Source organism: Vibrio sp. 10N.261.51.A4 (assembly GCF_041471945.1).
Lineage (GTDB): Bacteria > Pseudomonadota > Gammaproteobacteria > Enterobacterales > Vibrionaceae > Vibrio > Vibrio crassostreae_C.
The window spans coordinates 1,154-18,938 of the sequence record NZ_JBFRPJ010000086.1 but is presented as its reverse complement, the minus strand read 5'-3'; the positions used below and the strand labels follow the sequence as shown (position 1 = coordinate 18,938).

15 protein-coding genes are annotated in these 17,785 nt (G+C 44.4%); 11 read left to right on the top strand and 4 right to left on the bottom strand.

Annotated features, from left to right (window positions below):
• Positions 1-10 precede the first annotated feature (10 nt).
• Positions 11-1,906, bottom strand: coding sequence for an extracellular solute-binding protein (locus AB4384_RS18990; protein WP_372129962.1), 1,896 nt, complete (start codon positions 1,904-1,906; stop codon positions 11-13).
• Positions 1,907-2,242: 336 nt separating this feature from the next.
• Between AB4384_RS18990 and AB4384_RS18985 the strand changes: the two genes are divergently transcribed.
• The gene (locus AB4384_RS18985) at positions 2,243-3,286 is read left to right on the top strand and encodes an endonuclease/exonuclease/phosphatase family protein (protein ID WP_372129961.1); all 1,044 of its coding nucleotides are present in this window, start codon (positions 2,243-2,245) and stop codon (positions 3,284-3,286) included.
• A 115-nt stretch (positions 3,287-3,401) separates the two neighbouring features.
• Here the strand turns inward: AB4384_RS18985 and AB4384_RS18980 are convergent, their stop codons facing one another.
• Positions 3,402-4,022 carry a porin family protein gene (locus tag AB4384_RS18980; RefSeq protein ID WP_372129960.1) on the bottom strand — a complete coding sequence of 207 codons (621 nt, stop codon included), beginning with the start codon at positions 4,020-4,022 and terminating at the stop codon, positions 3,402-3,404.
• 88 nt (positions 4,023-4,110) lie between these two features.
• Between AB4384_RS18980 and AB4384_RS18975 the strand changes: the two genes are divergently transcribed.
• The 8 genes from AB4384_RS18975 (at position 4,111) to AB4384_RS18940 (ending at position 13,604) form a co-directional block, all read left to right on the top strand.
• Positions 4,111-4,398, top strand: coding sequence for a transcriptional regulator (locus tag AB4384_RS18975; RefSeq protein WP_372129966.1), 288 nt, complete (start codon positions 4,111-4,113; stop codon positions 4,396-4,398).
• Positions 4,399-4,599: 201 nt separating this feature from the next.
• Positions 4,600-5,019 (top strand): D-ribose pyranase, encoded by a 420-nt coding sequence (gene rbsD / locus AB4384_RS18970; RefSeq protein WP_017060853.1) that lies wholly within the window; start codon positions 4,600-4,602, stop codon positions 5,017-5,019.
• Between the two features lie 100 nt (positions 5,020-5,119).
• Positions 5,120-6,625, top strand: a complete 1,506-nt coding sequence (rbsA, locus tag AB4384_RS18965; protein WP_017068491.1) for a ribose ABC transporter ATP-binding protein RbsA — start codon at positions 5,120-5,122, stop codon at positions 6,623-6,625.
• The gene (rbsC, locus tag AB4384_RS18960; protein WP_017060855.1) at positions 6,622-7,608 is read left to right on the top strand and encodes a ribose ABC transporter permease; all 987 of its coding nucleotides are present in this window, start codon (positions 6,622-6,624) and stop codon (positions 7,606-7,608) included. Before rbsA ends, rbsC begins: the two co-directional genes overlap by 4 nt.
• A gap of 149 nt (positions 7,609-7,757) precedes the next feature.
• Positions 7,758-8,636, top strand: a complete 879-nt coding sequence (gene rbsB / locus AB4384_RS18955; protein ID WP_372129959.1) for a ribose ABC transporter substrate-binding protein RbsB — start codon at positions 7,758-7,760, stop codon at positions 8,634-8,636.
• Between the two features lie 188 nt (positions 8,637-8,824).
• Positions 8,825-9,769: a ribokinase gene (rbsK, locus tag AB4384_RS18950; RefSeq protein ID WP_372129958.1), complete on the top strand. Its 945-nt coding sequence runs from the start codon at positions 8,825-8,827 to the stop codon at positions 9,767-9,769.
• A 152-nt stretch (positions 9,770-9,921) separates the two neighbouring features.
• Complete coding sequence (locus AB4384_RS18945; RefSeq protein WP_017071159.1) at positions 9,922-10,923, top strand: substrate-binding domain-containing protein; 1,002 nt, start codon at positions 9,922-9,924, stop codon at positions 10,921-10,923.
• 221 nt (positions 10,924-11,144) lie between these two features.
• Positions 11,145-13,604: a CHASE3 domain-containing protein gene (locus tag AB4384_RS18940; protein ID WP_372129957.1), complete on the top strand. Its 2,460-nt coding sequence runs from the start codon at positions 11,145-11,147 to the stop codon at positions 13,602-13,604.
• A 94-nt stretch (positions 13,605-13,698) separates the two neighbouring features.
• Here the strand turns inward: AB4384_RS18940 and AB4384_RS18935 are convergent, their stop codons facing one another.
• Positions 13,699-14,490, bottom strand: a complete 792-nt coding sequence (locus tag AB4384_RS18935) for a carbon-nitrogen hydrolase family protein (protein ID WP_017072271.1) — start codon at positions 14,488-14,490, stop codon at positions 13,699-13,701.
• A 167-nt stretch (positions 14,491-14,657) separates the two neighbouring features.
• The gene (locus tag AB4384_RS18930; protein WP_372129956.1) at positions 14,658-15,068 is read right to left on the bottom strand and encodes a lysozyme inhibitor LprI family protein; all 411 of its coding nucleotides are present in this window, start codon (positions 15,066-15,068) and stop codon (positions 14,658-14,660) included.
• A 344-nt stretch (positions 15,069-15,412) separates the two neighbouring features.
• Between AB4384_RS18930 and AB4384_RS18925 the strand changes: the two genes are divergently transcribed.
• Positions 15,413-16,990 carry an EAL domain-containing protein gene (locus AB4384_RS18925; RefSeq protein WP_372110676.1) on the top strand — a complete coding sequence of 526 codons (1,578 nt, stop codon included), beginning with the start codon at positions 15,413-15,415 and terminating at the stop codon, positions 16,988-16,990.
• 383 nt (positions 16,991-17,373) lie between these two features.
• Positions 17,374-17,727: a membrane protein gene (locus AB4384_RS18920; protein WP_017068500.1), complete on the top strand. Its 354-nt coding sequence runs from the start codon at positions 17,374-17,376 to the stop codon at positions 17,725-17,727.
• The last annotated feature ends 58 nt before the right edge of the window (positions 17,728-17,785 follow it).

Below are 17,785 nucleotides of genomic sequence, written 5' to 3'. Positions count from 1 at the left end.
TAACTAACTCCTAGCGACGTTTTTCAGGAAGCAAAGCCGCCTTCTCTTCTGAAATCCACCATGTATCGATACCTAAATCGTATTTAGGCAATACATCTGGACGCTCAAACTTATCCCACATTGCTACGCGGTATTCACCGACGTGCCATTGCGGGATGTTGTAGAAATTCCACTGCAATACACGGTCTAGCGAACGACCAAGCGTAAGAAGTTTTTCAGGATGCTGTTGGTTACGCGCAATTTCTTCTGTTAATGCGTCAACCACTGGATCCATTACACCTGCAGTATTGTAAGTAGAATCAATGTAGTTAGAGTTCCAAACAATCATTAAGTTCGGGCTAGGATAAGGGTTTGCGGAAAATGAAGACGACACCATGTCGAAGTCACGATCACGAAGACGCTTGATATACTGAGTCGTATCAATGGTACGGATCTTCATCTCGATACCCATGCGTTTCAGGTTCTTTTGAACCGGCGTTGCGATACGTTCCGTGGTTGGGCTGTAAATCAACAACTCAAATGACATCGGCTTGCCAGTCTTTTCGTTGGTCATGACTTTGTCTTTCAGCACCCAACCCGCTTCTTTCAACAATTTGAAAGCGGTACGCATTTGGCTACGAATACGACCGCTACCATCGGTGACGGGTGGTTGGAATTCTTCGGTGAAAACTCGCGGTGGAATCTGATCTTTGTATTGAGACAACAACTCGACTTCAGCTTCGCTTGGTAAGCCTTTCGCTTCGTAGTTGGTATTTTGGAAGTAGCTACGAGTACGCTTGTACTGACCATAGAACATGTTCTTGTTCATCCACTCAAAGTCCATCGCGTAGGTTAACGCTTCACGCACTTTAGGATCAGAGAACACAGGAGATTGGATATTAAAGACGAAACCTTGAGTCGTTTCAGGCTTCTCGTGGTTAATCTCTTCTTTAATGATGTAGCCTTTATCGAAGTTCGCGCCCGTATAAGAGTTAGCCCAGAACTTAGCCGAATTCTCGGTTCGAAGATCGAACTCCCCTGCTTTGAACGCTTCCAACATTACCGTGTCGTCACGGTAGTAATCGTATTGCACCTGCTTGAAGTTATTGCGGCCAACGTTAACTGGTAGGTCTGCTGCCCAGTAGTTTTCATCTAGACCATAGGTAACACTTTGGCCTGATTTGTAGCTGATGATCTTATAAGGACCACTACCGACTGGTGGCTCACTTAGAGGCTCAGACAGCTTTCTGTCTTTCCAGAAATGTTTCGGCAATACACGAGTGCTTTGCGCGAAGCTAAACAGTTTTTCGCGGTTTGGACTGTTCATTTCAATACGAACAACCAAATCAGAGACCGCTTTTACTGACTTAATCTCTTTGTAATACACACGATACTGAGGCACGCCCTCGGTTGAGAACTTGTCAAAAGTAAAGGCAACATCATGCGCAGTGATAGGCTCGCCATCTTGGAATTTAGCATTTGGGTTGATGTCGATTTCCATCCAAGTGAAATCACTGGAGTAGCGAACCTTTAAAGCGATCAATGGATAGTACGCATCAATCTCGTCACTCGGAGAAAACATCAAGGTATCGTAAATCTCTCCGGTATAACTTGCAGCAACGCCGCGGGAACCGAATCGATTAAAGCTATCGTACGTACCTATGCTGCCATAGGTCACTTTGCCCTGCTTTGGCGCATCAGGATTAACGTAATCGAAGTGAGTGAAATCGGCTGGATATTTTGCTTCACCAAAACCAACCAGTTGTGTGGTTTCAATAACGGTGACAGCAGGAGTTGATTGGGTTTCAGAAGCGTAAGTAACGGAGGGTTGTAAAGCAATAAGCGGCAACATGATTGCACATGACTTCAAATTAAACCTTAAAAACTGAGTGCGTTGCGAGGCTTTGCGTCGAAAAACTGTTCCCATTTGACTCTCCCTTCAAATGTCATGAATTCTATATTCAAGTTGATTTATCGGCTTTGAATGCATGCCGTTAAATCAAGTATAGGTTCAAATCTAACATCATGTAATAACTAATAAAACCATCAGCACTCTATCTCTGACGGTTTATTTACAAATTACTCGTCACCGCTCGAAGTTATTGGATGCAGTGAGCTTTGATTGCTTAGCCTGAATGACACAAGCCTCAACGGCTAAGATTCCTTTGGTTGGCTTCTAAAGTGAAATTTAGGCTCTAAATAATCAACAAACTATACTTTTACTGGAGTATCCTTGCAGCCTAGGTCTAAATGGAATGACACTTTGAACAAACCAAACCAAATAACATTCGCAACGTTCAACCTTCTGAACTATCTCGAGCCACCGAATGCTTATTATGATTTTGAGAACATCTACAGCTTCGAAGAATGGCAGAAGAAGCAACATTGGATGGCTGAAGCGATTCGCTCATTAGATTGCGATGTGATTGGCTTCCAAGAGATATTTAGCCCGCAATCTTTAGAGCTATTGATGAACGAGCTAGGTTATCCATACTTTGCAGTGGTCGATAGCGCCAACGTTGAAGATGATTACCTATACACCTCACCAGTCGTTGGGATCGCTTCCCGTTACCCGATTGAAAACGTGCAGCCTGTTACGCCAGATTCGAAGTTACTGAAAGCATTCAACCTTGACGACAAATTCTCATTCAACAGAACGCCTGTTCACGCGACGATTACGTTACCCCATTTAGGTTCAACCGACTGTTATGTGGTGCACTTCAAATCACAACGTCCGACAGAGCCAAAAGCAGAATCTGTCGATGCGGACAACACTCAGCAAGGTGCAAAACCACAAAGTGACACGCTCACTCGTTTTCACCAAGAACAGCTTGGCTCTTGGCTATCAAGTGTCCAACGCGGTCTAGAAGCTCAGATGCTGCATCAATACATCACCAACCAACGCTACCAAACCGAGCAACCTGTTGTGTTGATGGGTGACTTTAATAAGCCACTGTTTAATGATGAGTTTAAAGGGCTGTTGAATTACTCAATCAACCGAGACGAAAACAGCAAGCATTGGCTATCCCACTTTCGCTTGAAAGACAGCTGGGATCTTTACCATCAACTGCATGAAGAAGACTTGCTTGAACAGCGAAAGCCAACCCATTACTACGGCGCTTCTGGATCTGTACTGGACTACATTTTGATGTCGAACGAGTTTGATTGTCAGAACTCTTCAAGCTTAATGGAGATCTCTAGCTACACAGTGTTAGACCATCACCTGATTAATCCTAGTTTTGAACACGACCAATTCAGTACCGACCATGCCATCGTGTCTGTCACCGCTCATATTCGTAAAGCCTAGAGTTAAACATAAAAAAGCCGCAGTCAAAAACTGCGGCCTTCCACTTTAGTTAAACGGGTTGAGCCAACCGACGCCCCATTTAGAAACCGATTTACCGTTTAGCAAAGTGTGAAACTTAGAATGTGTACATTGCGCCTAAGTAGAAAGAGTCCAGAACAACAGTATCTTCTGTCTTGTGTCCGTTTTCGTAATCTTCGATATCAAAAGCATCGGCTTCGTATGCTAAGCGAAAGCTCAACGAAGACATTGTAGGTGGCGTGTATTCAACACCAACACCCATACGGATGCCATCTCCCGAATCATCAAAACCATCTCCTGACGGGCGAGAGCCATCAGCAAGCTTCATGTCTAGATCAATAGTCGACAGACCGATAGTGCCAAATGGACGAATGCCATTATCAAACGTGTAACCGAGGTTCGCCGTTACCGAAAAGATTTGAGGTGTCCAAGTGAAAACCTTATTACCAGATTTCGTTTTCAGGGCTATATCACCAAAATCTGTGTATTGAGCTTCAACCGAAACAATGCGGTTAAATTTGTAACCAGCAATTAATCGGTAAGTATTGTCTTCGGCTTTAAAAGTAATAGGCTCACTGATCGTGTCAGTTAACCCGCTATCATCAATACCAGATGTACCGATTGCGCCGCCTAGGTAGAATCCACTGTCTGCTGCCATTACATTGTTTGCTGCAAATGCTGACATCATCGCGATACTTAGAATAAATTTGTTGTTCATTACTGCTTGACCTTACTTAGTGCAAATCAAGATTGTTACGCCTTCCTATGCTGCACAATCTTGTTAGAGTTATCCGACACCCCGTCGAATTGGCAAGCAGGTTAATCTCACAGAAAACAAAAAAATAAATAAAAATATAATCACTTTGCGCCCTCGCCTATTAGCAGTGCTCTGCTTGTTATTGGAAAATGTGGGAAGACCGATTTCAAGAGAGCATATTGTTGATGTGTGTTGGGACGGACAACTCTCGTCACCACATGTTCTTGCAAACGTAGTCTATAACCTACGCAATGTGTTCGCGCGATTAAGAGCATCCAACGTCCAGATCATTACCATTAGTAAGTTCGGATATGCGCTATCGATTGAACCCACGTAAAAGGATTTATGCAATCAATGGCGGTGACTAAGATCACCAAAAAACGCCCCATCGAAACGTTTCGATGATCATTATCACACTCTAAAACAATCAAACGTGCAAATGATAAATCACACACTATTATCACTATCGAAACGTTTCGATGGCTTTTTCTTGAGTTGTTCTCAACCCATTAAACGTTATTTTTCGATAGGTCGTGATATGAAAAAAAGTACTTTAATAAACTCTGAGCTCTCTTACCTAGTGGCGACTCTTGGCCATACAGATGAAATCACGATTTGTGATGCAGGGTTGCCGATTCCGGATCATGTGACTCGCATAGACCTTGCTTTGACTCACGGTGTTCCAAGTTTTCAGCAGACAGTAAAAACCATGCTGGATGAGTCTCAAATTGAAGGCGTTGTGATTGCAGAAGAGTTTGCGAAAGTGAGCCCAGAGCACCACGCTGCGCTGATTGATTTAATCAAGACAGAAGAAGCACGTTGTGGCAAATCGCTTTCTATTACTTACATCACTCATGAAGAATTCAAACAGCGAACGCATGAAAGCCGTGCAGTGATTCGCACCGGTGAATGCACACCATACGCAAATGTTATTTTCCAAGCTGGCGTAACCTTTTAGCTCAAGCAAAACGCAACGACAGCTCAGTGTCATCACTGAACCAAAAACAATACATAGACAGAATAATCAAATACAACTGGCCCCGAGTAAAGGAACCGACATGACTCAAGCCATTTTAGAACTTAGCTCAATTGAGAAAGCCTTCCCTGGTGTGAAAGCACTGGATAAGGCAAGCCTCAACGTTTATCCAGGACGCGTAATGGCGTTAATGGGTGAAAACGGTGCGGGTAAATCAACGCTTATGAAAGTGCTGACAGGCATCTACCACTTGGACGGCGGCACTATTGCCTACCAAGGAAAACCTGCTGCATTTAAAGGGCCACGTGATTCTCAACAAGCAGGCATTAGCATCATTCACCAAGAGCTGAATCTAATCCCTGAATTGACCATCGCCGAGAACATCTTCTTAGGTCGTGAAATCACGGGCACCATGGGTCGTATCTTGTGGAACGAGATGTACCAAGAAGCAGACAAGCTACTTAAACGCCTTAACGTGAAACACAGCTCGAAAACACCTTTAGGCCAGTTGAGCCTTGGTGAGCAGCAAATGGTAGAGATCGCGAAAGCCCTATCGTTTGAATCTAAGGTCATCATCATGGATGAACCAACCGATGCGCTAACCGATACCGAAACTGAATCTCTGTTTAAGGTGATTAACGAACTGCGCGATGAAGGCTGTGGCATTGTTTACATCTCTCACCGTTTGAAAGAGATCTTCGAGATTTGTGATGACATCACAGTGCTTCGTGACGGTAAGTTCATTGGTCAGTGTGAAGTAAAAGACACCGACGAAGATGGCCTAATCGAAATGATGGTTGGTCGTAAGCTAGAGGAACAATATCCACGTATCGGCCAGAGCCATGGTGAAACTTGTCTTGAAGTGATTGGCCTGACGGGTTCTGGTGTTCACGATGTGAGCTTTACGCTAAAACGCGGTGAAATCCTGGGTGTATCTGGCCTAATGGGTGCTGGCCGAACTGAACTGATGAAAGTGATTTACGGTGCCCTTCCAAGTGAACGCGGCGTCATCAACCTAGAAAATAAAACCATCAACCCTGTAAGCCCGAAAGACGGCTTGGCCAATGGCATTGCTTACATCTCTGAAGACCGTAAAGGCGATGGCTTAGTTCTAGGGCTTTCTGTTAAAGAAAACATGTCGTTATGTTCACTTGACCTACTAACAAAGAGCGGTCAAATCCAACATAAAGACGAAGTGATTGCAGTAGATGACTTCATCAAGCTATTCAACATCAAAACCCCGACGCGCGAACAGATTATTGGCAACCTTTCTGGTGGTAACCAACAGAAAGTGGCTATCGCTAAGGGCTTGATGACCAAACCAAAAGTACTGATTCTCGACGAGCCAACGCGCGGTGTCGATGTCGGTGCTAAGAAAGAGATTTACCAACTCATTAATAAATTTAAAGCCGACGGCATGAGCATCATTTTAGTCTCATCTGAAATGCCAGAAGTGTTAGGAATGAGTGACCGCATCATGGTGATGCATGAAGGCCGTGTAAGCGGTGAATTTGATGCTAAAGAAGCAAACCAAGAATTATTACTGGCGTGTGCGGTCGGTAAAAAGATCAACGAGGACGCAGCATGAGTACTAAAACCATGAGCAAAACAACTGAAGCTCCAAAGAAAAAACCGTTAATCAGCAAAGAGTGGCTGATTGATCAAAAGTCATTGATTGCTTTGCTCTTCCTGATTGTTGTCGTTTCTTTCTTAAACCCGAACTTCTTTACTGTCGACAACATCCTAAACATTCTGCGCCAAACCTCGGTTAACGCAATTATCGCTGTAGGTATGACGCTGGTTATCTTAACCGCGGGTATCGACTTGAGTGTTGGTTCTGTACTGGCGCTTTGTGGTGCGTTCGCAGCCAGCATGATTGGCATGGAAATCCCTGTGATGATCGCAGTACCAACCGCTCTTGTAGCAGGTGCAGCATTAGGTGCGATTAGTGGTGTGATTATCGCTAAGGGTAAGGTTCAAGCCTTCATCGCAACGCTTGTCACCATGACACTACTTCGCGGCGTAACCATGGTTTACACAGATGGTCGTCCTATTTCAACAGGCTTCACAGACACAGCAGACGCATTCGCTTGGTTCGGTACTGGCTACGCAATGGGTGTACCGGTTCCAGTATGGATCATGGTCGTGGTATTCGCAGCAGTATGGTACCTACTTAACCACACACGCTTTGGTCGCTACGTTTACGCACTGGGTGGCAACGAATCAGCAACTCGCCTATCAGGCATCGACGTAGACAAAGTAAAAATCGGTGTTTACGCAATCTGTGGTCTGCTAGCTGCAGTGGCAGGCATCATCGTGGCATCGCGTTTGTCATCAGCTCAACCAACCGCAGGTATGGGTTATGAGCTAGACGCTATCGCAGCCGTAGTTCTTGGCGGGACAAGCTTAGCTGGCGGTCGTGGCCGTATCATGGGCACATTGATTGGTGCTCTGATTATCGGCTTCCTAAACAACGCCCTAAACCTACTAGACGTATCTTCTTACTACCAGATGATTGCAAAAGCAGTGGTTATTCTTCTGGCGGTATTGGTCGACAACAAAAACAAATAAAACCTATTCACATCCTAGGTTAATACAAGTAACACTCTAGTTTAATAAAAGTAACAGTTTGTTTTACCTTAAAATATTAGAATCTATAAATAATGTAACTACGAGCTAGGACTCACCTCCTAGCTCACCCTACACAAAGGACTTACACCATGAAAAAATTAGCGACTCTTATTTCTGCTGCTCTTCTTTCTACAACGGTATCTGTGTCTGCACAGGCGCAAGATACAATGGCAATCGTTCTGTCTACATTGAACAACCCATTCTTCGTAACCATGAAAGATGGCGCAGAAGCGAAAGCGGAAGAGCTAGGCTACAAGCTTATCGTTCTTGATTCTCAAAACGACCCAAGCAAAGAGCTTTCGAACATTGAAGATCTAACCATTCGTGGTGTTAAAGCAATCCTGATTAACCCAACGGATTCAGACGCTGTATCTAACGCTATTCGCATTGCTAACCGTTCAAACATCCCTGTACTAACGCTAGACCGTGGTGCAAGCCGTGGTGACGTAGTGAGCCACATCGCTTCTGATAACGTAATCGGTGGTGAAATGGCGGGTCACTTCATTATGGAAAAAGTGGGCGAAAAAGCGAAAGTAATCCAACTTGAAGGTATCGCTGGTACTTCTGCTGCTCGTGAACGTGGTGAAGGCTTCATGAACGCAGTAAACGGCAGCGACCTTGAACTTCTTGCAAGCCAACCTGCTGATTTCGACCGTACTAAAGGTCTGAACGTAATGGAAAACTTACTTGCTGCTAACCCAGATGTACAAGCAGTATTCGCTCAGAACGATGAAATGGCACTAGGTGCACTTCGCGCAGTTCAAGCTTCAGGCAAAGAAGTGATGATCGTTGGCTTTGATGGCACAGACGACGGCATCGCTGCTGTTAACCGTGGCCTACTTGGCGCAACGGTTGCACAACAGCCTGACCTAATCGGTTCTCTAGGTATCGAAATGGCAGACAAAGTACTGAAAGGCGAAACTGTAGACGAGTACGTACCAGTACCTCTAAAAATCATCGCTAAGTAATCGTTACTAAGTAACGCGATATAAAGCAGGGGTCCCCTATCCCCTGCTTTGCTTAGCTCATTAGCTCACTGACTCAAAAAACCCGACAGTGCATCGCTGTTTCTCATAAGCCGCTAACAAGGCGAACAATTAACATCATGAGAAAGACCCATGCATTTTCAAATACGATATATCATAAGGCTCGTATCATGACTCAACTGATTGTTTTAGGTAGCGTTAACGCTGACCACGTACTACAAGTTCCTTCGTTCCCTCGTCCGGGTGAAACCTTGATTGGCGGTAACTATCAGGTCATTCCTGGCGGCAAAGGCGCAAACCAAGCCGTAGCGGCAGCAAGATTAAACGCAGATATCGGCTTCATCGCCTGTGTTGGTGACGACCCATTTGGCATCAATATTCGTCAAGATTTTGCTAAAGATGGTATAAACATCGACGGTGTGATCGTTGCAGACAGCACGCCTACTGGCATCGCGATGATCCAAGTATCCGCAACAGGCGAAAACAGTATTTGTCTTTCTGCGGAAGCCAACGACAAGCTGACTTGCGATCAAATCGAGCCGCATCTAGAGAAGATTCGCGGTGCTAAGTACTTGCTGACTCAGCTTGAAACGCCAATTGAAGGCATTGAATACGCTGCGAAAGTAGCAAAAGAGAGTGGCACGCAAGTCATTCTAAACCCGGCTCCTGCTCGTCCCTTATCGGATTCGCTGCTTGCTTGTGTTGACGTGATTACACCCAACGAAACCGAAGCTGAAGTGCTAACCGGCATTACCGTGACGGACAACGAATCAGCTCATCAGGCTGCGCTGGCTCTGCATGCTAAAGGCATCGAAACAGTAATGATCACGCTAGGCGCGAAAGGCGTGTGGGTGAGTCATCGCGGTCAAGGCAATGAAGCCAGCGAAGGTGAATTAATCGCAGGTTTCCGTGTTGAAGCAACAGATACAACTGCCGCAGGTGACACCTTTAACGGCGCGTTGGTGACAGGCTTGCTTGAAGATATGCCACTTGAGCGTGCGATTAAATTTGCTCATGCTGCAGCTGCTATCTCTGTGACACGCTTTGGTGCTCAAACGTCGATTCCAAGCCGTGCTGAAACCGATGCGTTTTTGGCAGAGCAACTGTCTGCTTAGTTTGATACCTATTTGAAGGCCTAACTTCTGAGCTAAACCGTGATTAACGGATGTTAGCCTTCAAATTCGGTAACAACAAATAACAAGAATAAGCCCCTGTTTTCAGGCAGAATATCGCCCAACGTGGAAGGTTATTCCCACAAGGATTTTTTATGGCAACAATGAAAGACATCGCACGGCTCGCAAAGGTTTCGACTTCTACCGTGAGCCACGTGATCAACAAATCACGCTTTGTCAGTGAAGAGATTGCTGAGCGTGTTAACAGTGCGGCTAAAGAACTCAACTATGCGCCTTCTGCATTGGCTCGCAGCTTGAAAATGAAGCAAACCAAAACCTTGGGAATGCTAGTGACCACATCCACCAACCCATTCTTTGGCGAAGTGGTAAAAGGTGTGGAACGTCGTTGCTACGAAAAAGGCTACAACCTTATCTTGTGTAACACCGAAGGCGATAGCGAACGCATGAAATCCTCTATCGATACCTTGCTGCAAAAGCGAGTCGATGGCCTGATGCTAATGTGTTCTACCCTTGAAGGCGAACATATCGATGTATTCGAGCGCTACCCAGAACTGCCTGTTGTAGTCATGGATTGGGGCCCTATGTTGTTTGCGAGCGATAAGATCCAAGACAACTCGCACCAAGGTGGCTACATGGCAACTAAGCACTTGATAGATAACGGTCATTCTCAAATTGGTTGTATCACTGGCCCACTGCACCGTAATCAAGCTTCGTCTCGTTATCAAGGCTTCAAGCAAGCAATGGAAGAAGCCAATTTAGAGATCAACCCTAAGTGGATTGTTGAATCCAACTTTGAATGTGACGGTGGTTTTGACTCTTATCAGACATTGAAAACTCGTGGCGAAATGCCGTCTGCCTTGTTCGTCAGTAACGATATGATGGCGATGGGCGTGATTCACGCTGCGGCGCAAGATGGCACATCGATTCCGAATGATCTGTCTATCATTGGCTACGATGACATCCACCTGTCGAAGTACATGACACCCGCGTTAAGCACTGTCCACCAGCCAAAACATCGTTTAGGTAAAACCGCAGTGGATACGCTTTTGAGCAGATTACAAACTCCAGATGCTTATCCGCAAGTCGTTGAACTTGAACCTACTCTTGTTGAACGAAGCAGCGTAAAAGCGCTTTAATACTCGCCACACTCATCACACCGTTGAAAGCTAGCTTATTGAGCTAGCTTTTTTGTCTTTGAAACATAATAACGCCGCTTAATCGCCCCTAAAATGCCTTTAATATGCAAAACTTACACGCTAAAGTATGTATTTACGCACTCAGCAACTATTTGCGCACTTAACGACTAATGATCATCTACACTAACAGTGAATAACAACGACATGGAGAGCGCTGTTTTATGATCGCGGGTTGGTTTGACAATATATCCCTACAGAAAAAGCTATTAGTCAGCTTTTTGATTCCTATCGCTTTGATGCTTATCGTGGCTTTTTCTGTCCATGAAAACACCCGAACGGTTGTAAAAGACAATAATTGGGTTGTACACACACATAAAGCCATCGCTCGGGCTCAAGAACTTCTCAGCTTAACAGTCGACATAGAAACGGCTGAACGTGGTTACTTGATCACGGGTGATCCTGTTTTTTTAGAACCCTACCATTTAGCTCTTGATGTATGGCCTCAAAAACTCCAAACCCTTGCGAATCAAGTGAGTGATAACCCACCTCAAGTAGAACGCCTATATAGAATCGATGATATTCATAAAACATGGCTGAAACAGTCTGGAGAGAAAGAGATCCATCAACGCAGCCTTGTCAATAAAGGCGAAGCTGAAATACAAAGTGTCATCGACCTCACTCAGCAGCAAACCGGAAAAAAATTGATTGATGAGATTCGCCAAGAGATTGCTCAATTCATTGAAATTGAACAACAACTTATTATTACCAGGGTCGAAAAATCGGAGAACTCAGCCAATCAAACCAGCTATATATTAATCCTCGGAACACTGTTTTCCGTGTTCATATCACTCCTTGTTGCTGCGTGGGCGTCAAAGCGTATTAATCGAAGATTACACACCCTACTTGAGGCCACTAACCAAGTTGCCGCTGGCCATTTGGATCAAGGTGCTGCAACTCTGGAATTGAGTTCGAATATAAACACCCAAGACGAAATCGCTCATCTCAAACAAAGCTTTCAAAAAATGACAGACAATTTGATCAGTAATGACAGTGAAATGAGAGCGAAAACTCGGGAGCTAATCGCCGAACGAACCAAAGCTGAAGCCGCAGTAAAAGCTAAGGGCGATTTTCTGTCTACCATGAGCCACGAGATCAGAACGCCAATGAACGGCGTTCTTGGAATATCTCAAATCATTGCAAGCCAGACCCAAGAACCCGAAACAAAAGAGAACATCAACATCATTCTCGATTCTGGTCACCACTTGATGACAATACTCAACGACGTTCTCGACTTCTCAAAAGTCGAAGAAAACAAGCTTGAGCTAGATGTGGCACCCTTTAATTTTGTTCAAGTCATGCAGCCTGTATGCAGCGCTCTAAAACCCTTAGCCGATGAAAAAGGCATTCGCCTGTTGATCGAAAATAACATACCGAAAAACATCCAACTCGTCGGAGACTGTGCAAGGCTACGTCAAATCATGTTCAACTTGGGCGGCAATGCGACCAAATTCACCAAAGAGGGTCATGTGTCCATTCAAGCTGACCTCAATCGCCCCAACAATCAACTGATTCTGACCGTGACAGACACCGGAGTTGGTATCCCGAAAGATAAGCACGAACAGGTATTCAATTCGTTCGAACAAGCAGACACTTCCACAACAAGGAAGTTTGGCGGAACAGGGCTTGGCCTCGCAATCGTCAAGAACCTAGTCAACCTCATGAATGGAGAAATCACATTAACCAGTGCTGTTGGGCTTGGCACAAAATTCCAAGTCTCTCTGCCTATCACATGGCAAGAAAGCAAAGCGAAAGACATCGCAACCCATACAGTCGATGCAGAAACTCTCAGTTATGACTCGTTAAGTATCCTGTTGGTGGAAGATAACCGTATTAATGCCATTGTTGCACAGGGCTTTTGTGAAAAGCTCGGCCATCATGTCGATCATGCAGAGAACGGAAAACTAGCAATTGAACGCCTCAAAACCACTCAATATGACCTTATCTTGATGGACAATCATATGCCTGAAATGAACGGGGTCGAGACAACAAATTACATCCGCGAAAAGCTGAAACTCGATACCTTGATATTCGCTTATACGGCCGATGTATTCCGTGAGGCGCATGACAACTTCATTCAAGCCGGTGTCGACCATATTCTGACCAAGCCTCTGCAGCAAGAGAGTTTCTTCGACGCCCTACAACAGTTCTCAAGTCGATTACCGAAACAAACCGCAGCCGAAGGTTCGAGTGAGAATGAAAATATTGTCGAGCTTCATCGTAAGCCTATTGAAACGCTGAGGTTAACGGAAGAAGAGATCAGCCACTCAGAAGTGATACACATACTGAAAGACGACACGGAAGGGTTCAGCTTACTCATCGACTCAACCATTATTGAGTTCGAACAGTCGGTTGATCGTGTCATCGAATACTATTTAGATAAAGAATTAGAGCCACTTTGTCGCACCCTGCACTCCATTAAAGGCATGTCACTAAACTTAGGCCTTAACATGCTTTCTAAGCAGGCATTGGAACTAGAAGTCGAAGCCAAAAATCAACAATTGCCGGATATTGAACGACTGCAAAAGCTGCTCAATCGCCTTATGGTCAATATCCATCAAGCTCAGCGGATGAAAAACGCCCATTCAGTCGAGCATCTGAATCAAATGAACGATCAAGCTTAAGAACGCTTCGCTCCCAAGCTAAAACGCAAGGCTTAATCACCTTGCGTTTTTCGATCTTATACCGCGCTAGTCTCTGTTCTAGCGGTTTAACGGTTTAACGGTTTAACAGAGTGGTGATTTGCTGCATCTCATCTTCAACATCAACGCCATTGTATTGCGGCGCAATCGAGAGATCTTGAATACTTACGGTTTCTACCGATTGCCTTTCGTTGAGCTGAGTCATTAACTCCCCTTTGGGTGAGTAGACTCGGCTACCACCACAGTATGTCGCGGTAAACGCATTAACCACATCTTGCCCGACGCGATTACAAGTAACCATGTGACACCCTTCCTCCAAGGCTCTCGCTTGAGCAATGGCAAAACTATGATGCCCACCGAAGTTGGCAGGGTGAAGAATAACGTCGACCGACTGATACCCTCTCATGATCTCCGGGAACCAAATATCAAAGCAAATCGCGACACCAAACTTTAAGCCTTTGTGCTCAAACGAGAGGCGTTCCTCCCCTCTCGAGAAATACTGCTTATCGAATTTGGTTTGACTGATTTTTCTATATTTGTGTCGTAAACCGGAAGCATCCACAACCACGACGCTGTTGTAATATTGGCCGCTATCTTTCTCGGCAATACCAGCAACAATCAAGGTGTGATGCTTCGCTGCAAGCTGCGTTAATGAATCAATAGTACTGCTGTCGGCGAAGTCTTCAGCCAATTCATGAATTTCTTCAGCCTCATTAAAAATATACCCAGTAGTGAACAGTTCAGGCAGTAAAGTAATATCGCCAACTGACGGCTCCGCTTGCAAAAGATCAGAGACCGAATCTATATTCTTTTGTTTGTTTTTGTATTCAACTTCAAGCTGAATAAGCGTGATACTGACATTATTCAAAATCGATTCCTTACTAGGTAATACTTAAAGCTGTAATGCTTCAAGCTGGAGACTAAGAACTAAGAACGACAGAGTAGGCCAATCCCCTATCGCTTTCTTATTCGCCCGCCAAAGGTTGAAGCAGGTGCACAGTCCTGTACGTATTTTAAACCTGCCTACGGCGCTAATTAAGGCTCTGGTAAAACGGGAGGCGTGCTGTCCATATAGGTTAAGAAATTCACCCACACCTCATGCGTGCGCTGCTTGGTTAACGTCATCTTGCAGGAAAGCGCCATAACCCCTCGAATAGAACCTTCACGCCATTGGGTGTACACAGAATCACAATGTGCTGTCATGTACGCCTGCCAGCTCTCCTGAGCCTTCTTAATTGACGCCACCAGCTCAGCATCATAAGCATTGTGCTCAAAGCTGGCTGCAAGGTATTTATCCAGTTCCGCTTGTGCGGATTCCAACTCAATTGCCGCACAGTGATTGATCTCGATGGTATTCATCGCATTCTCGCAATCAACAACACCTTCGTCGGCCAACGCAGAGAATGAGAAGCACACCGCTATGAGTGCTGATATCAGTTTTGTCATAACTATCCTTTATGCTGTCACCACCAAAACGAATCGTGTCGTGACTTTATTAATTCAAACGTGGCTCAATATTTATCTCATTCAGTTCATTCCGCCGGCCAAATAACAACAAAACTTATCAGGATATAAGCAATTGTTATCCGCATGAATCATCAAAAATGACGCCTCGCTAACTCAAATAAATGAGATAACGCTCAGATTTTGCTGGTAAAACTAGAAAAAATATTATTTATATCAATAATTCGTGCCTGCATTCACAATATTAATTATTTATATTGCTACGTAATCGTTAACTTTATAAATTAAATCGAATGCTCACATAGATCGGTAACGCTTCTCCAACTATGGATATCAAGTACAAAAACATTGCCAAGACTTCATTTTACTTTGCCATCTCTTTCTTTTTTTCCATGGCAATGCTCATTCCTTTTACACCGCATCACTACCAAACATTAACCGAAGACACATCAAGGTTAGTCGAAACCAGGTTAGAAGGGATCCAATCAAGGTTCGACCGTTTTTTATCTGAAGTTAGACCTGAACAGTCTTGCGACGCGATCGTTAGACAGCTTCGACAAAACGTTTTTGAAGCCGATTGGGTAAAAGAAGCAGCGGTATTCAATAAAGAGAACCGATTTTACTGTTCAACCACCGATGGTGACGTTTCATTTCGCCTATACAGCACCATCAGGCAGCGGCTCAATGACGACCCGAATTTAACGACCCTGTCGTATTCCAACTCGGCCATCACGCAAGTTCAGTCCATCATGCTCATTTTCTCGAACAAAGAAGATGCCGGAGTGAGCCTGATGATACCGCCACACTTCATCTATGACCTTGTTGAAACAAACCTGAGCAGCCATGGAATACAGGCCAAAGTTGAAGTGATAAAAAGAGATATCCACCCTACCGATATTGACTCATCAATCGCCAAGGTGCGGATACATTCGAACACCTACCCATTGACCATCACCTCATACATTGGGTATCAGTTTTATCTTCACTTCATGTTGAGCTATTTATGGTTTGGCTTTTTGATGGCCGGAATTACCACCATAATTCTCCTTTCCATCAAGCATAAAAAGCAGAGCCAACGCAGCTTAGAATATTCGCTTTCAAGTGCGCTAAAAAACCAACACCTTCATGTTCACATGCAGCCTATCGTTAACCAAAACACCAATGAGATCGTCGGCTGTGAGTCACTATTACGATGGAACGACCCAATTGAAGGTAACGTCTCCCCGGCTATTTTCATTCCGCTTGCTGAAAGCTTAGGGTTGATTGAGGAGCTCACCTACTTCGTGCTGCGCAAAGTATTAATGACGTTGAAAAGCAATCAAGACGTGTTCGAATCAAAGTACATCAGCGTCAACATAAGCCGGAATGTGCTATCAAATAGCAACTTCGCAAGCAAGGTGAGTCATATATACAAGAAGAACCCAGGCATTCTCAAGCAGGTGGTATTTGAGGTCACAGAGGATGGTGAATGTTCTGATGCCGATATGATTAAGATTAAAGACAACCTAACCAAACTATCGAATATGGGCGTAAGAGTTGCGATTGATGATTTTGGTACAGGCTACGCAGGGTTAGATTTCGTAAGACAGTTCCCGTTCAGCATTCTCAAAATCGATCGCGTGTTTGTGAAAAACATATCCGACGAATCCAGCTTTGGTCTCCCTTTGCTAGAGTCCATGCTTCAACTATCACGCTCCTTAGGCATGCAAGTCATCGTCGAAGGTGTCGAGTATGAATCCCAAGTGAAAATCTTATCTAAGCTCGGTGTCGACTATATCCAAGGCTTCTATTTTTATAAGCCGATGCCGATAAACCTGACTGTCAGCTTACTCAGGCAGCAGCATTTTGAGTCCGATAACGTTGAGGAATCATCCTTTTCAACACCAAAATGTGAGCAGCTTTAAACAGGTTCGATGGGATAAGCGCTGAAGATACAGTTCAGAATAATGCTTAGTACAACGCGTCACTTTAGCTTACGGTACGTTTCCCCACTCTTACACCCAGGCAGGCTTTTACCATATTTGTGACTTAAATTATCGACGCGTGTTTTGGTTGGTTTTATGACTACTCGTAATCGCTAGCATGCTATCAGCGTGATTTTTGTTCCAATCAATCTTTTCGTTAATGTCTTTGTTATCAACAAAGACCCAGTGAGACATACACTCTACACAATACCAAACACATCACAACGCAGCATGTAACATATGCAACAAGCAACTAATTCGTGACCATCAACAAGATAATACCGTATCATGTGCGCGATTAAATTAACCTAGGAATCAATCACATGGAAAATACTGAAGTAATTAATACGGGGCTCTCAGAGAAGGACAAAAATGCAAAAACTCATGCCATCATCGCGTATGCGTTAATGCTATTAGGCTTCTTTACTGGTATTAGTTTTCTTGCAGGTGGTATTTGGGGCATCGTTAAAAAGTCCGATGCTCAAGGGACTGTCTTTGCGGATCACTACGACAACATCACCAAAACATTCTTTGTTTCGATTGTGCTTACTATCATTGGCGCTCTAACAGCCGTTTTTGTTATTGGCTATGTTGTTCTTCTTGTTGCCGCGATCTACACGCTTTGGAAGTTGATTGCTGGTTTAGCAAAAATTACTTCAGACAAGAGTTTTAATTAATATGAAAAGATGCGAAGCCGCAGCTTTAAAGCGACGGCTTCGTCTATTCGTCTATTCG

What these genes read in the sequence shown, in the direction of transcription:
- AB4384_RS18990 (WP_372129962.1), bottom strand. Translation starts at nt 1,906, where the DNA reads ATGGGAACAGTTTTTCGACGCAAAGCCTCGCAACGCACTCAGTTTTTA.
- AB4384_RS18980 (WP_372129960.1), bottom strand. Translation starts at nt 4,022, where the DNA reads ATGAACAACAAATTTATTCTAAGTATCGCGATGATGTCAGCATTTGCA.
- rbsD (WP_017060853.1), top strand. Translation starts at nt 4,600, where the DNA reads ATGAAAAAAAGTACTTTAATAAACTCTGAGCTCTCTTACCTAGTGGCG.
- rbsA (WP_017068491.1), top strand. Translation starts at nt 5,120, where the DNA reads ATGACTCAAGCCATTTTAGAACTTAGCTCAATTGAGAAAGCCTTCCCT.
- rbsC (WP_017060855.1), top strand. Translation starts at nt 6,622, where the DNA reads ATGAGTACTAAAACCATGAGCAAAACAACTGAAGCTCCAAAGAAAAAA.
- rbsB (WP_372129959.1), top strand. Translation starts at nt 7,758, where the DNA reads ATGAAAAAATTAGCGACTCTTATTTCTGCTGCTCTTCTTTCTACAACG.
- rbsK (WP_372129958.1), top strand. Translation starts at nt 8,825, where the DNA reads ATGACTCAACTGATTGTTTTAGGTAGCGTTAACGCTGACCACGTACTA.
- AB4384_RS18945 (WP_017071159.1), top strand. Translation starts at nt 9,922, where the DNA reads ATGGCAACAATGAAAGACATCGCACGGCTCGCAAAGGTTTCGACTTCT.
- AB4384_RS18940 (WP_372129957.1), top strand. Translation starts at nt 11,145, where the DNA reads ATGATCGCGGGTTGGTTTGACAATATATCCCTACAGAAAAAGCTATTA.
- AB4384_RS18930 (WP_372129956.1), bottom strand. Translation starts at nt 15,068, where the DNA reads ATGACAAAACTGATATCAGCACTCATAGCGGTGTGCTTCTCATTCTCT.
- AB4384_RS18925 (WP_372110676.1), top strand. Translation starts at nt 15,413, where the DNA reads ATGGATATCAAGTACAAAAACATTGCCAAGACTTCATTTTACTTTGCC.
- AB4384_RS18920 (WP_017068500.1), top strand. Translation starts at nt 17,374, where the DNA reads ATGGAAAATACTGAAGTAATTAATACGGGGCTCTCAGAGAAGGACAAA.